Origin of the sequence: Quyinboa mangrovi (assembly GCF_042219825.1) — a bacterium.
GTDB lineage: Bacteria > Bacteroidota > Bacteroidia > Bacteroidales > UBA5342 > JBHJHP01.
In genome coordinates this window covers 93,448-109,742 of sequence record NZ_JBHJHQ010000002.1, presented here as the reverse complement: position 1 = coordinate 109,742, position 16,295 = coordinate 93,448, and the positions used below count along the sequence as shown (strand labels likewise).

Sequence of the window (16,295 nt, the reverse complement as noted above, 5' to 3'; positions counted from 1 at the left end):
TTTTATCCTTGTACGTTCTAAACTCCAAATCTAATACTTTGTTCAGTTGATTACTAAGCTGTTAACTAACTTTTGATCACCAAACTGTATTTTTAACATATATATACCTTTATCTACGTTTCTTAAATCAACGGAACGCGATTCACCTCCATTCACCAAAGCAGAGTATACAACCTGACCGGTCAGCGTTTCAACCGTTAAATATCCTGTTTTACTATAACCGCTTAAGTCTACAGAAACCATACCTTTTGAGGGATTCGGAAATACCAATGCAGGCATGTTGGTAGCATTCTGAACTGCCAGGGTATTGGTTACTTTAACAATACCAAGATTGATAGATGAAAGGTCCCAGTACAATCCATCGCCAGGTGAAGCCGGCACTACTCCTGAAATTGTGCCGGTAATTTTTGTACATTGCAGTAATTTAAAATTGTTCCCGGCCGAATACGATCCGCTTATTTTATTCAGATATATTTTTGCACCGTTTAAATTTACTGTTCCGGCAACCGCTACAATATCAGAAGTATTATTTGTTGCGTCAACTTTAGCCAAAATATAGCCTCCTGATTCAACTGTCAGATTACCTCCAACAACCAGACTTCCGATACCTGTTGTATTACCCGGCGAAATATAAGCGTTTACATCTACATTCACATCACCAGAAACATATCCTGTTCCGCCTAACAAACCACCAGATTTTATCTCAACCTTTCCTGATCCGGTTGCACTTCCGCTACTGTTTTCTGCCAGAACAGAACCTTTTTCAATCACCGTTCCTCCGGTATAGGTATTGCTGTTTGTAAGAGTCATTCTGCCTGATCCGGTTTTTATGACAGCTGCCTGAGAGCCTAAGTTCTTATACTGATCATTATTAATCCTTCCATCAAAGGTAAAACTGGTGTTCTTTCCACCAATTTTCCATGTAATGGTATTGCTGCCCTGACCACCGGATCCCAGAACCGCTGCTGAGGTACCGGTTAATTCACCAATCTCAATAACGGCATCTTCGGAATTTGCATATAATGCTGTAACTTTGTCCTCCAAATGGATGCTTGTTTGCTTATATCCTAATGCATTGCCCATAATAAGCCAGCCACCATCATTATCTGTATTAACATTTACCAGACCGGAAAATTCTGACCAGTCACCAAACAAATCGGATCGAATGTAAGGTGTATAAATATTTAGAGTACCTCTACCTGTTAAATCTCCATACCAGCCACATCGGCCATCAAGATTTAGGGTAGCATTAAATCCGGCAGGAACTTCAAGATCCCAGTACATTTTTGTATCTGATCCTGTATTATTGAACATCTGTAGGGTTGCATTTTTCAATGTGACCTGACCTGACCCAAGCCCCTCAATTGTAGCCGTTTCTGAAGCCAGCTCAAGTATGCCATTATTGATAACAGTACCTCCTGCATGTGAACAGGCATTATAAAGCGACAATGTTCCGTCACCATCTTTAATTACTGCACCTTCACCTGTTATTGGACCTGTCATTTCAAGATGTGCAAGCGCATTAATAAATAACGTCCCATTTTTTGGGCCAAAGGTCATCCCTCTGTCTGTTGTTGAATTCAGACCGTTAATTCTCAATATAGAACCATTAATCACGAGATTTGATGGATCTGCGGAAGCAGCTCCCAGCGGACTTTCTTTACCGGAACCCGCAAGTTGTGCAACTTCGGTCATTCCTCCGTTGAGTACTGTTGGGCCTTCGTAGGTATTTAACAGTTTTATAAACAATTTTCCTGATCCGTTTTTAACTAATCCACCACTACCCGAAATTTTTCCGGGACCTGAAAAAGTATAACTGGATGTACCATCAACTACGATGCCGCTAACCGGAACATCTTCTGTTATATTTATACTATTCTGATTTTCACCTGTTTCATTAAATATCACTGTATCATTACCAAGAAACCAATCCTGCTGATCATCATTTAACCAGTTTTTATCACCAGCAAAATCCCAGACGTCGCTAACAGCACCTTTCCAGATCAATTCTGTTGGTGGTCTTACATCAAGAACTTCAAGAATCAAACTTCCATTATCTATTTTAATCAGACATGCAACATCCGGAATTCCGTTGATCGTAAAACTATCTGCTGTACCAATGAAAGTACCACTGAAGTTAATAAGCTTGTATAAGCCAGGATTCAGCTTACCATCCAAACGACTGAAATACAGATTGCTAATGCCGTTAACTACCATGTCTCCTGTAACATTAATCTGATCGTTTATTTTCGTGTTTCCGCTCGGATCATCGCTCAAATCAAAATATAAGCCTGACCCATTCTCTAACGATAATGTTTTATTTAAATCAATAGCAGCCGTATTTGCCTTTCCTGTCCCCGGACTGAATTTTCCATCGGTTTTAACCCAAAGTCCATTGCCAAGGTTTCCACTAGCGAAAAGCGAACCAAATTTACAAACAGTTACATGACTGGAATCAAGGTCAGAGTTTAGGATCATTGTACCGTAATAAACCATTGTTTCACCTGAATAATCATTTTTCGCATTAGAAATTTTCAGTGTCCCGGTTCCGGCTTTTAACAGTTCCATGGAACCACTCAATTTCCCGGTTCCATTAAACTCATAATCATTTTGAGATTGTACCCTTACACTATGCGGTTTTAATATTGTACTTAAATTAACGGGGACAGAATTGTCACCATTATAATCAAACAGAACATCAACACCGTCTGCATAAACCTGAGATGTTTCGTTTTCATCCTGCCAGTTAGCTGTTACCATATCCCAGTCTGAACCTGTTTTCCATGCCATTTCTCCATTGCTAAAAGGATATGGAGGAATATCCTGTGTTTCTGAGCCTAAATATATCCCGGGATGAGGCGGTTGATTATACGCATTATTCTGCCACGAGATTGCGATTCTGTACTGAGGTTCATGCATTAAAGTCGGAATTCTCTGATTCGTTGGCAGTGTTGTTGTATATAATCTCATGGCTTTATCATCAGTGGTCCTCGCAATAATCTCTTCGCGCCAGTCACCAATCACATCTGCCTGTAGACAAGGTGTCCCTTTTGTCCAGTTATTGGTTGCACTACCATTAGCTCTGAAAATGGAATAATTATCCTTTATTTCAGGATCATATTTTGAAATGTCCGGTACACCATATCCCAAATCCGAGGAAAAGTTTGCATCCGTCAAAAACTCCCTTGACAAGTCTCCATCCCACCAGATCATAAAGTTTTGCGGAACATTATTCGTACCCACCACATGTCCCGCAACATCGTACATGGGACACTCTGTAGCGGCCCATATCTCATATCCCCTGGAATCAGGATTGATATCACCAGCTGCGCATCTACCACAATCTCTGTTGGAATGATACCTTATGAGAATCTCACCTGTGCGTGCATCTCTGAAAGTTGCCCCCCAATCTGAGCTGTTTTCAAGACAATCCCATATTTCAAGACCCGGTCGGTCCGGATCCATATCCCCCACATGAAGTGCATCACCATGTCCGGTACGCACAGAATAAAGCCCTGTTCCATCGTTGTCTACTGTCATTGATCCGTATATGATCTCATCACACCCATCATCATCCACATCGGCACAACTGAGCTGGTGATTTCCCTGGCCTGTATAAGCTGTTATCGCACCACCAGGATTACTATCCCAGGCCCAACGTTTACTCAGATTTGTTCCATCCCAATCCCATGCTTCCAGTTTTATTCTGTGGTAAATACCACGGCTATTTACCATACTGGGATGTTTCCCGTCCAGATAAGCCACCGTCCACATACATTTAGTGGCACGGTGAGCCAATTGACCATCGTTCATCCCAGGAGTCCCCCACTGAACCAATGGATCACGTTCTATATAATTACCCCAGGCCAGTTCCTTTCCGGTTTCACCATCGAAAACAGAGATATAATCAGGTCCTGCAATTCTATAGTATGTTGAATTTAATTTTAGAGAGTATCTGTAATTAACTGTTCCGTCGTTGTCCCTGTCGCCAATGTTTACGCCAGTGCCGTCAATCATTCCGTCGGACGTGCGGGTAACTACTTCCGCTTTTCCATCTTCATCAAAATCATACACCAAAAAATTTGTTTCTACCGCATTGGCAATATTGGGTCCAAGATTAATCCGCCAAAGCATGGTGCCGTCCAGTTTGTAAGCTTCCAACAAATTATAATCTGTAGCCTCAGGCGCCGTATTTTTAGGAAGACGTTTTACAACAATTTCATATTCTCCGTCACCATCCAGATCACCAACAGAAGCATCATTAATCGTATATGTATCCCATCGCCCTCCTATGGAGCTAACAGGAATTTGAAGATACTGGCTTCCCCATACCGCAACTTCCTGTGATTTCATCTGTTCAATATTATCCTTTACAGCTGCAACAGCATAGTGTGCATCGGTAGTTCCATCAGCATCCGAAAAATTCGATGAATCATATATGGGTTCGCTATTAATTTTTGTTCCGTCCCTGTAAATATTAAACCCTACATTTCTGAGTTCATTTGCAGAAATCCTCCAGCTAAGGTAAACTCCGTTTCCCTTTTTAACAGCCACTACGCCGCGATCCAGCACTTCCATCTTACGTTGTGCAGGAAGTGTTATGGCTGTTAGAAAAAGAAATATCAGAGCAGAATACTTAAAAATTAATTTAGTTTTCATATTCAGAAATTGAGAAAATGTAAAAGCGAAAAAAACGGGAAAGCAAAAACAGTATTATTAAGAAAAAATGTCAAAAAGCAATCGAAGATAAGCCCACCCTAAACCAAAAACTGATTAAAAAATAAAGGAAAGCCCGACGGGCTTTCCTTTATAAGTTATTATTCGATGACCAGACTACCGACTTTAACGCCTTCGTCAGCCACGAGTTTTATGAGATAATAACCAGATTTATTGAAATCCACTTTCTGTGGTCCGTCAACCTGATTGTAAGATTTATTAAATACTACTGCTCCCTGCAGATTAACAACCTGTAATTCATAAGATTTCAGGCTTCCTCCATCCACAAAGAATGCATTTCTGGCAGGGTTCGGATAAACCGATACATTACCAAGATTTACTTTATCAATAGCAGTATAACCAACATTGAGTTGTACCTCATTACTATATATCACTACATCCTGACCATTATCATCTGTTGTAAGTGCTTCAAAAATTAAATAGTATGATGTTCCGTCAGCGTAATCCTCAGGAGAAGTAAATGGGGTATATGTTAAGTCTGATTGTGGAACAAAGAACGGAACATACCCTGAACCAGAAGTCTCAGAAAACTTCCATCCCTGACCGGTTACGCCTTCAGGCAACTCTACCGTCAATGTACTATTTGACCCAGTTGGTGAAACATACACTGGTCCTGCAGGAGTTACTTTTACTGAAATTGTATTTATGGCAATCGCATTACTTGATGCAACTGAACCATCAGCCAGACATCTTACAAATACAACTCCGGCAGTATCAAATGCAAATGTAGCAGTTTCACCAGTCTTAGGAGTTTCAAATGAAGACCACGGTCCGGCAGCACTTTTACTGTATTGCCACTCAAATGACGTATATGCAGACGAGTTAATCAGAGTTAAAGGATTAGTTTCCTGATTAAGGCCAACAATTTGTGTAATAGTCTGCTCAATAGCTAAAGCACTTAAATCACGTGCAGTAATCGTTGTAATGTCCTCCACAGGATCATACACCAGGTAAGGCTCAAATCCTTCAGGAGTCACAAACTTCTGATGGAATGTCGTATCTACCACAGTTGAGTCATTGCCATTTATATCAGGAACCGTTGAAACTGTAACCTGTGGTCTTAACATTGGCGTACCTGCACTTCTGTAATCACCCGCAAAAACATACTTTGCATTACCACTTAAGCGCATTTCACTGTAACCTTTGTTTGCAGAAATACGACCCGGCCATGCATTAAAGTAAACAATAGCATTATCTTCAATGATCATATTGGCTCCGTTTGCAGGATTATCGCTACCTCCTAATAGTATAGCAGTACCGTTTAATATTGCAACAGCATTATTTTTAACAGTAAAGGTTGTATTAAGATCATACAAACGGAAATAACTCTGTGTCTTTACAAAAACACCACCTTCAATCAGGTAAGAACCTGCAGAACTACCATGGTCAGCAGTATAAAACAATGTATCATTCAGACTTGGTTTATTAATAATAAACGTACTGTTTAAACCAACATTGAAATTGTGAACTGACTCATTTCCAGCAGTAGACAATACAGGATTCATATCAGAAGGTACTATTAAGTTATTACCATCTATATAAGCAGCCGGATCCCAGTTAAACATTACACCTGCATCGTCAGAAACAGTTCCGGTAAAAGTCAGGTTCATTGCCCCTTCGGTGGAAGCTAAGATATTAAACTGAACCTCCTTGGTTGTTGCAGTCTCTCCATCAACAGTAGATATACAAACAACGAAATAAGTACCCACTTCAGCAAAATCAGGTGTAAATTCAGTACCTGTAATAGCCGGATCAAATGATGTGTATGGACCACCGGGAGTTGTTGAATACTTCCATTCCCTGCCGGTAGAAGTACCATCTTCAGTAACTGTTAGCATTTCTGCCTGCTGCCCTAAACGGATATTCTGTGTGGTTTCAGGTGAAACTATAGCTTTATTTGACGCAACACCAATACTTACTTCATTTGTATAATATTGAGTACCACCTTTGGTACCTTCGAGAACCAAATAATATTCACCGGAAACAGGGAAATTAGGTACAATAGTATCACCGGTTTGTGCTGGTGTAAAGGTTTGGTCGTATGGTCCACCTGAAGTAGTACCATATTTCCACTCCAGACTTTCCATGCTGGCAAATCCGTCATTTTGAATGGCACGTATTACCTGACCATCTTCTCCGGCATTTAATATCTGTCTGTCAATTGGTTCAATAACGAATGCCGTTTTCAAACGTGTGTTAATATACGTCTTTGCCTCAACAGGATCATAATAAATTACAACATCTCTGTCTGGAGTTGATGTCAACAGGCCTGAATCCTTTGGTGTTTGAAGAAAATCATAGGCATCCCTGAAAATTACCATTTCTGCATCGTCTTCAATAATTAAACTTGGCCTTCCGGTAACCGCTGCGGATGTATTGACAGGAAAACGATCAATTCCGGTATAGGCAGGATACTCAAGTGTTGCATAAGTATGACCGCTTAATGTCCATGTAACACACATTTGTGAACTATTCTTTTTACCCAAAAGCGGATAACCTCTCATTCGGAATGTATCACAATCCACATTTAACCGGACATTGGCATTATCCATGTAATAGTTTTTGTTTCTGTTGTACAGATAATTTCCCCCGGTAATATTAATAATTCCCCGTACGTATTTGCTACTCCCCGGATCATTTTCGGTAAACCACTTACCTGTTGCCATATGAATGGTAACTTCTCCCGGAGCATGCTGAATAGTATCCGCTTCCGGAGTATCCGGATTTAAAATTTCCTGCGTAGCATCAGAAACAGTCAAACTGTTAACCGAAACGTCTACATCGGCATCAATAATACATGGATATGTATAACTGTCTGCATGACCGATCACCACATCATTCCCATCTATGTTTCCCTGCGGATCCCAGTTGGTCGGGTCAGAATAATCTGAACTGTTCGCACCAGTCCACGTAATTGTACTTTGAGCAAATAAGCCCACAGAAATGAACAACGCCATTACCGTTGTAACCATTTTTAACTTGCTAAAATAGAAATTCTTCATACTCTTTAATTTTGATTAATAATTAGCTTTCAAACTCTTACCCTTCTATCCCGGGCCAGGAATTCACTTTATTGTTTTGTGTTATTTATTATTCGTCAATGGCAACCACCAGTTTTCCTCATTACTTAATTTTACCCGCACAGCTTCTGCATCAGCATTACCCTCAGCAGCAAGTTTATCTGCTACTTTGTCTGCCAGATACGAGGGATCATTTCTGCGCAAAGCAATCCTAACCAAATCGCCCCAGCGTTGTCCTTCAAAAGCAAGTTCAAGTGCATCCTCTTCAATAATCTTGTCTTCGAGATAATCAATCAACCCTACAGAATCTATATTTTCCGGATAATAAGGAACATTATCCAGATAAGCTCTGTTACGTATTCCTTCGTTCCTGTACCACAGAGCACGTACCGCCGGTGGATTATCATTTATACTTGTGCTACGGGCATCGAAATCGAAAGGAAAAGGTAAATGCGTCTGGTGTCTCTGCGTAAAATCGTTCGACGGATCGTCCGTTTCAAAATTCGGTCTGAAACTGTTATTGAGTAAAGCATATGATACTTTGTACAAAGCCAGTGCTTCATTTGTTTGCCAGTTATCTGCTTCCAGGCTGTCAACAGTTAGGTTATCTGCTCCCATTTCCTGCGCATACCTGTTAGTTGCTTCACAAAACCTCAGGTGTAACCCTGCAGAACGCCACAGGAACCATTTCCCGTTTTTCTCATATGGATTACTTGGATCAAAATCTGAAATATACTTTGTAATCACCGGTTGTCCGTTAATGGTTTTATATGATCCGGAGTTTCCATCCTCATCCTCTATATCTCCCCTGAAATCACCCGGAAATCCGTTTTGTTGTATTTGTCCTTTCCAATCACTTACAATCAGATTAGATGGTTTAAAATAATAATTTCCATAGGTATTCGAGAACAGATCAATAAAAGGACTCGGGGTATAGGTACTGCTGTAATACATCACCCATATCCACTCATCATAATAATCTCCACTTCCATAAGTTGAAAACAATGTTCCCCAGTGATTAACCACACTATTCAGGTCATGTTCATAATACCGAATATAACCACAATGATAATGACTGAATGTAAAAAAGTCGGTTCCTACTTTATAGCGGTCAAAATTACCGACAGAACGTTCCATTATTCTTTTATAGTACTCTGCAGCCTGAAGATAATCGTTATTCCAAAGGTGTAGCTCCCCTAACAGAAATTCCTTGTCAATATAACTTATCTGCGGACTAAAACCATTATTTGATAACAATAGGTTCTGATCAGTGTACAACCCTTTATACGGAATTGATTCCATAAAGTTGACAAGTGTATCAACCATTACCTCAAGCGATAAAAACGGATACTCGCCCTGATCTATCTTAGAAATATCACTCAGCTGATCAATGGGCTCAGTGATATAAGGTACATGCCCATAGTGTATTGCGAGCTGAAGATACGTCCAGCTTCTTACCGCAGCAATATCAGAATATCTTGGATTAAACTCTTCTTTGGAAATCTTATGCTCATCAACCATTATTTTAAGATTTTTCATCACATCATTACAATTTAAAATCAGTGAGAAAAACGGTTGGGGATCAACCCAGGGATTATCGGCCGTTACATTATGGTTGGCAACTTCGCGCATGTAATGATCCGCATTTACTGTTACTGCCATTAAGTCTGCACGTAACTCATTCAGAACGACATATTGCGGGGCCAGTTCCTGAAGTTTACCATATACACCAATTACAGATGAATTTGCATCAAAAATGTCCCTGTAATTCTGATCCGGAGTCAGTACATCACTCGGATTAACCTCCAGCACATCTGAACAGGACCATGTGCCCAAAACCATGAGCATGATTCCTGCAGCTCCAAGTATATTTATAATTCGTTTTTTCATCGAGCCTGATATTACTTTATATTCCGAAACCAGAGTTAAATATGCTGAACCATGTTTAAATTCCGGGTTTTTCATAACGATCTTTTGTTTCATAACCTGTTTACTAAATCAATTTATTACAGTTTAACTCTTACCCCTACAAAAAATGATTGAACCTGAGGAGTCATTCCCACATCAATCCCCCGGGTTAGAGGTGAGTTGGACAAACTAAATTCAGGATCAAGTCCTTTATAGTCAGACAACGTCAGAAGGTTTAAACCTGTAACATAAACCTCTGAACCTTTAAGGAAATTAGCCTTAAACGGCAGTTTGTAAGTCAGTGTCACATCTCTCAGTCGTACATATGAACCATCCTCAATCCAACGATCAGAGAAACGGCTGTTTCCTATGGGATCAGCAAATTCAGCTTTCGGAATATCCGTCACCTGACCATCATAGGTCCATCTGTTTATAACCGCCTGGGTCTGGTTATTGAAATTCTGCATTGATTCCAGCTGATAACGCAAATAATTAAATACATCGTTACCATAGCTGAACGCCAGGGAAGCATCCAGTGTAAAAGCCTTCCATTGCAAACGTGTATTCACGCTGCCAAAGAAATCCGGCGTAGGATCACCAATAACCTGCATATCCTGATTATCTATTATCCCATCTGCCTTGTAATCTTCAAAAATAACATCTCCTGCTCTGAAAGCCATCGTACTTGTATTAGGCAACAGTGCTTCCAGACCGGCTGATTCTGCAGCTGACTGAGTAGCATAAACGCCGTTTGTCTTAAAGCCGTAGAAGACCCCAAGCGGCTGGCCTACCTCAGTTAAAATATTGGCACCATAAACTCCTGTTACATTGCGTCCGTCATTAACTGCTGTAACCTCTGTCTGGTATTTTGAATATGTTATGCCTAAATCCCATTTCAGTTTTGAATTGATGATGCGGGCATTTAATGTCAGATCCATACCTTTTGTGTTGAAACTTCCATTGTTGGCCAACACGTAATCAAAACCGGTAAAGTATTCAACCGGAATATACTCCAGCATATCATCAGTTGTATTCATGTAGTAATCAGCACTTAAAGAAACACGGTTTCTCAAAAATGCCAGATCAACCCCGAGATTTGTCTTTTTATTGGTTTCCCATTTCAGTTCCGGATTCCAGATATTTCCACGAACGAGGCCTTTGGCCGCCAACAATCTTTGTGTGGTATAATACTTTTTAGTGGCATAAAAGCCAATGTCATCATTGCCTGTAATACCGTAACTTGCACGAAGTTTAAACAAATCTAGCAGTGTCACATTTTTCATAAAAGGTTCTGACGTTATAAGCCATGCACCTGCAACAGATGGAAAGAAACCAAACTGATGGTTATGGAGCTTGATACCATCTGCCTGTGAACCAAACTTTGAAGATCCGTCCAGTGCCATGTTAACAGAGACAAAATATTTTTTCTTAAACGCATATTCGCCCAAAGCATAGTAAGTAATGTTATTCCAGTCTCCCATATAACCACCGTTATTTCTGAATTTTGCAGTACCTTGTCCGATGGTTCTGAACTGATCACTTGCCGAGTTAAAATCACTTCCCCAGTCTTCTTCGGTCTGATTCATATTAAGGCGTGCACCTACCACAGCAAGCAGTGAATGGTAACCATTAAAATCGTTGTTATATCTTATTCTGAAGTCATTGTTCACAGCAGAATGCTTCAGAACACGTTCCATCATTTTATTATATACTATACCAATCTCTGTAATTTCAGGTGAAATACCGTAACCGGGAATAAAAACCTTTTCCCTGCTTTTATTGAATGAAAGACCAATCAGATCACTAATGGTAAGGTGGTCGCTCAGTTTAACATTAAAATTAAATGAACCGAAAATTCTGTAATCCAGACTTTGCTGCTCCATCTCATTCACTATGGCAACGGGGTTACTTACACCAAGTGCATCATAATCAGCCAATACCGGTGTAATAATACCCCCGTCTATCTGGTTAGGATAGAAAAAGGGCGATTTTATCCGGGCTGTGAATAACGGATTATCACTTGCTGTAATACCAGAACCGCTTTTTAATTTCCGGTCATTATAATTAAAGCTGATATTGGCATTTAGCGTAAATATTTTGGAAATATTAATATCCGAATTAAACCGCATACTAAAACGCGAAAAGTCAGTATTTTTTAAGGTGCCATTGTAGTCCATATAATTAACCGACAAGGCATAAAGTGCTACATCATCACCACCCTTAATCAACACACCGTAGTTGCTGCTGTAGCTGTTTGCAAAAACTTCCTTCTGCCAATCCGTATTGTTATGGTATTTTGCATAATCATAATTCGAGAGATCGTTATTCATGAAAGGTAAACGGGATACTGAGTCTGTGCTAAGGCCTGATGACAATAACATTTCATTCAGGTAAATTCTATAATCATCGGATTCCATTACCGGGATATTCTTCGGGGCAATGTTTAGTCCACCATTCATGCTGAACGTAATCTGGTTGACCTGCTCAGTAGCATGATTTGTTGTAATGAGAATTACGCCATTACTTGCTTTAGCACCATAAATGGCTGCCGCATCTTTTATAACTGTTATATTTTCAATATCGTCTGCATCAATACCTGCGAATGCATTTGATCTGTCACCGCTGATTAGTGGTGTGCCGTACTCACCAATATCGTAAATCATACCATCCACAATCACCAGAGGTTTATTTGTAGCATTCAGTGACGAATACCCCCTTAAAAAAAGATCTGAGCCGGAACCCGGATTACCATCCCTGGTGAGCACGTTCAAACCGGCTATTTTACCATCAAATGTAGCTTCGGCAGATGTTGCTCCTTTTTTTGAGGCATCAAAATAGGATGTTTTATTTTCAACTATGCCAAGTGCATGAGTGGAATATGCCAGTGGTTTATTGTAATCCATAAGTCTTACTTCCTGATCAAATGAACGAAAACCTGTTTCATACATATAGATGTCAACAGATTCTCTTCCCCCCAGAATGATCTCTCTGGTTTGAAATCCTTCAGATGTAACGGTTAAAATATCATCATAGGATTTAACTTTTATTGAAAAGGAACCATCCCCCTTTGTTATTGCAGATGAGTAGTTTGCATCGTTTATGGATGCCACCTGTATGGGTTGCATTGTTTCTCCGTTAAACACCGTTCCGGTAACAGTAAAGGATTCCTGCGTATCTTTATTCTGGGCGGAAATACATAGTACGCCGAACATTACAAATAAAATAGATAGAATATTTCTTAAGTGTGTCATAATTACGGGTTATTTTTTAATTGAACACAGGAACCATTTTAATATAATCAACCACGACGGCCTGACCATTATTATTTCCAACAACCTGCAAAAAGCAATCACGTATGGTACTGAATTTAGTTGATCCAACCAATTGTTCTTTTGCTGTTACATATGCTGTATCGGTAACTAAAATAGTATCAGCACCATTTACCAGAGCCGGAGGACCAAAAACGGGACTACTTCCGTTATAACCTTGCAGAACTACAGTTCCCAAACCTTCGGATAAAATTCTTGATGAATTTGGATAGCGAAATCCGGAGTTAAAATCATTGATGGCATTGATATAAAAGTCATATTTAACAGAAGCCACTTCTCCGGCATATAAAATTAAACCGCCTAATTTTGATCCGGTACTAAAATTATCAAGTACATAATCGTAGCCACCCGAAGCGTGCTCCTTTATTCTTAAGTTTCCGGCAGGAGAACCACCTTCGGCAAACCATTTAAATTCGGTTTCGCCTTCAATAATTAGTGGTTGTATTTTATCGGAAAGTTCTATGGCGCAGTCACTCATCACAAACACATTCCCATTACTTACTTTGTAGGTTGATACTATGGCTGAAGGATTAACCGGAATTCTGACATTATCAGGCGAATATACTTCAGCAGGAATATTGTCCTTATTGTATGTTGTCGTCACAACGTAATCCTTCAGGACTTTCATTTTGGCTACTGCTACATTTTTAAGACTGTCGGTTACAGTTGAACCGGAAAACGCTTTAAAATAAGGTTTAAACTTATTATATTCTGAATCAAATACCTGGTCTTCCACAATAAACACAGTAAATGTTGAATCTTCACTTCTTAAGTCTGTGACAGTTTCCAGAAAAGGGTTCTGCCACACCAGACCTGAAATGGTATCATAAACCGGTCGCCCGTCATCCGTCCATCCAGTCTGTGTAGCCACATCGGGGTTGAAATATACCCCTGATAACGAATTGAGGTAAGCGGTTTGTTTGTATGTGGCACCTAACATTTCAATATACTGCCAGGCATTTAACCTTAGTTTTATCGGTTGATTAATGATATGCAGTACACCGTTCCTGGCCGGAATATTTTTATCACCTGATACAATCACGTCATCAATCATATCGTTTTCCTGATCGAGAAATAAAACCTTTCCTCCAAACATTTTCACTCTTTCTGAAGCATTACCACTATCATATACATATTTACCTAGGGTAAAATGGTTGCTCAGGAAAGATCGAAGACTGTCTGCATCACCTGTAACAGCCGGATCGGCCATTGCCATGGCATCGTTATCCGGTGCCCAAACAGTCATAATCTGCATTTTGGCTAATTCCTGATCCAGTCCTGTACTTTTTAATGCTGCCACAAAAGATGAAAAACGTGACTGGCCTTCTAAAATTTCAACTATTGTTTGTTTTGCTGTACTGTCGTTAACTTTAACATGACTTTCCCATGCATCTGTACATGCCCAGATACCGAGGATGAAAAGTAGCAGCAATGATTTTAACCTAAAGTTCATATTCTGTGTTTATTTAATGAATAAATAATTGAAATTTAAACTATTCGAATGTTCCCTGAGGTGGTAAATCTTCTTTATACACCATAGAGTTATCATCAGTATTTGGTTTTGGCCAAACCTGGTCTTCCTCGACCGGAATAATATGTATTTGATCCAGCCATAATTCATTGCCTGCATAGGCACTGATGGCAACAAACTTAATCCAGTGTCTTCCTGTTGTACGGAAATCGATCGTTCCTGCAAGCTGCCCCGTGTAACGTTGAGCTATAGTATGACGGGTATAATTTTGTTCCAGTGAATCTGCCGGATTATAGGGGTAACGTTTGAAACCTCTCAATTCCAGTTCACCATCGGATTCATTCTCATTTAATGTTTCACTGTTGTCGATTATAATTGGCAGTTTTTCATCATCCACATAGACAAAGAAAATTGGTTTTCTTCTTCCTGAAGCCGGATATACATTCCTTGTGCAAATCCATACTTTGTAGGTTCCTTTCACAACAATTGGTGTTCTGAACTGAATCCATTTGATAACTTCCGGTCGGATATAAGCCTGTAACCTGTCGTTAAGTACATTTCCATAATAATCACCGGCAGGAGCATTATAGTATATGGTATAATTCTCCGGATACCACTGAATGTCAGCTAATTGTCCCATTTCAAGATTTACGCCTTGTTTTCTGTATACCCCCGGAATTTTTTTAATTTCAAACTGGTCTGTAACCTCCCAATGTATCCTTGAAGGAAATCTGACCTTAATAAAAAAGTCAGCCGTCATCGAGTGAAAGACACCGTTATTGGCTGTATTATCCGAAGCGTCCCGATCTATGGCAAATCCTTTTTCCACTACCCCCCTGAATTCATCTTCGTTAACCAGTACCTCTGAACCATCAACTTTTATCGTTATCACCTCTAAAGGTGCCTTTGTAAAATAACCTGCAGTGGAATTTATGGATGCAAAATCAGAAACATACATTAATGTACTATCCAGAATGTGATAAGCCATATGAAGGTAGAGACTATCCTTGGGATTGGTTGGATCTCCGGTATCACTGTATTTGGCTTTTAAATCATCGTAACTGTTAATGCCTGATGCAGCAAAAGCATTGTTGGAAACAGCCATAACCGTGAACCAACGAGTCACTTTTATCTCGTCTCCCTGTTCATAATTAAAATTAAAATCATCTTCTGTTAATCGAAGGTTTAGCGTATCAAACCAGTTTGTTGCCTTCAAAGCTTCTGTAAAAATGCTGAAATCAGGATTGGCATCCAATTGCTCTGCAATTGTAGGTGTTATCGGATCAAGTACTGACTCAACAGAATGAACGATACCATTCAGCATTCTGTTATCTGCACTTTTTATGGTTGCATATTTATTAACCTTGTAAACTGACGATCCTCCCTCCAGGTATGTCTTTGTAGTTAAATATTGACCATACATATTTGCAGTCTGTAAACGGCCATCCACAAAATCAGTTGTCGGTATAGTATCAATAATGATGTGATAACGCACCAGATCCCTCATTTCCTGTGCAGTAAAATCATCAATTGACGACACCCCTTTTTCCTGAAAATATTTCTCGAATGCAGCATTGGTAGGTGCAAAACAAGTGTATGTACCATACGCCTTTAAAAAAGCAATGGTATTAGATTTTTCCAGTAAATCATAAAATGTGGAAAATTCACCGGGATTCTGCTCCAGATATTCACCAATTAGAATCTGATAATTCGTTCTGGTATTGTATTCAGGAAGACCGCAACTATTAAATATAGCCCCAGCTGCCAATGCTACCAGTAAAACTCCTATGCTGAACCAATTTTTAGTTTTCATTTCGTTTATATTTTGAT

Annotated in this window: 6 protein-coding genes; all 6 read right to left on the bottom strand. The window is 39.7% G+C overall.

Features of this window, described 5'->3' with window-relative positions; genetic code table 11:
- Positions 1-42: 42 nt before the first annotated feature.
- Positions 43-4,659, bottom strand: coding sequence for a rhamnogalacturonan lyase family protein (locus tag ACE1ET_RS03810; protein ID WP_375727035.1), 4,617 nt, complete (start codon positions 4,657-4,659; stop codon positions 43-45).
- 158 nt (positions 4,660-4,817) lie between these two features.
- Positions 4,818-7,739, bottom strand: coding sequence for a T9SS type A sorting domain-containing protein (locus tag ACE1ET_RS03805; RefSeq protein ID WP_375727034.1), 2,922 nt, complete (start codon positions 7,737-7,739; stop codon positions 4,818-4,820).
- 81 nt (positions 7,740-7,820) lie between these two features.
- Positions 7,821-9,740 (bottom strand): RagB/SusD family nutrient uptake outer membrane protein, encoded by a 1,920-nt coding sequence (locus tag ACE1ET_RS03800; protein ID WP_375727033.1) that lies wholly within the window; start codon positions 9,738-9,740, stop codon positions 7,821-7,823.
- Between the two features lie 23 nt (positions 9,741-9,763).
- Complete coding sequence (locus ACE1ET_RS03795; RefSeq protein WP_375727032.1) at positions 9,764-12,916, bottom strand: SusC/RagA family TonB-linked outer membrane protein; 3,153 nt, start codon at positions 12,914-12,916, stop codon at positions 9,764-9,766.
- Between the two features lie 16 nt (positions 12,917-12,932).
- Positions 12,933-14,447: a fasciclin domain-containing protein gene (locus ACE1ET_RS03790; protein ID WP_375727031.1), complete on the bottom strand. Its 1,515-nt coding sequence runs from the start codon at positions 14,445-14,447 to the stop codon at positions 12,933-12,935.
- A 40-nt stretch (positions 14,448-14,487) separates the two neighbouring features.
- Complete coding sequence (locus ACE1ET_RS03785; RefSeq protein WP_375727030.1) at positions 14,488-16,278, bottom strand: fasciclin domain-containing protein; 1,791 nt, start codon at positions 16,276-16,278, stop codon at positions 14,488-14,490.
- Positions 16,279-16,295: the final 17 nt, after the last annotated feature.

Coding starts and splice junctions, on each gene's coding strand:
- ACE1ET_RS03810 (WP_375727035.1), bottom strand. CDS start 4,659: ATGAAAACTAAATTAATTTTTAAGTATTCTGCTCTGATATTTCTTTTT.
- ACE1ET_RS03805 (WP_375727034.1), bottom strand. CDS start 7,739: ATGAAGAATTTCTATTTTAGCAAGTTAAAAATGGTTACAACGGTAATG.
- ACE1ET_RS03800 (WP_375727033.1), bottom strand. CDS start 9,740: ATGAAACAAAAGATCGTTATGAAAAACCCGGAATTTAAACATGGTTCA.
- ACE1ET_RS03795 (WP_375727032.1), bottom strand. CDS start 12,916: ATGACACACTTAAGAAATATTCTATCTATTTTATTTGTAATGTTCGGC.
- ACE1ET_RS03790 (WP_375727031.1), bottom strand. CDS start 14,447: ATGAACTTTAGGTTAAAATCATTGCTGCTACTTTTCATCCTCGGTATC.
- ACE1ET_RS03785 (WP_375727030.1), bottom strand. CDS start 16,278: ATGAAAACTAAAAATTGGTTCAGCATAGGAGTTTTACTGGTAGCATTG.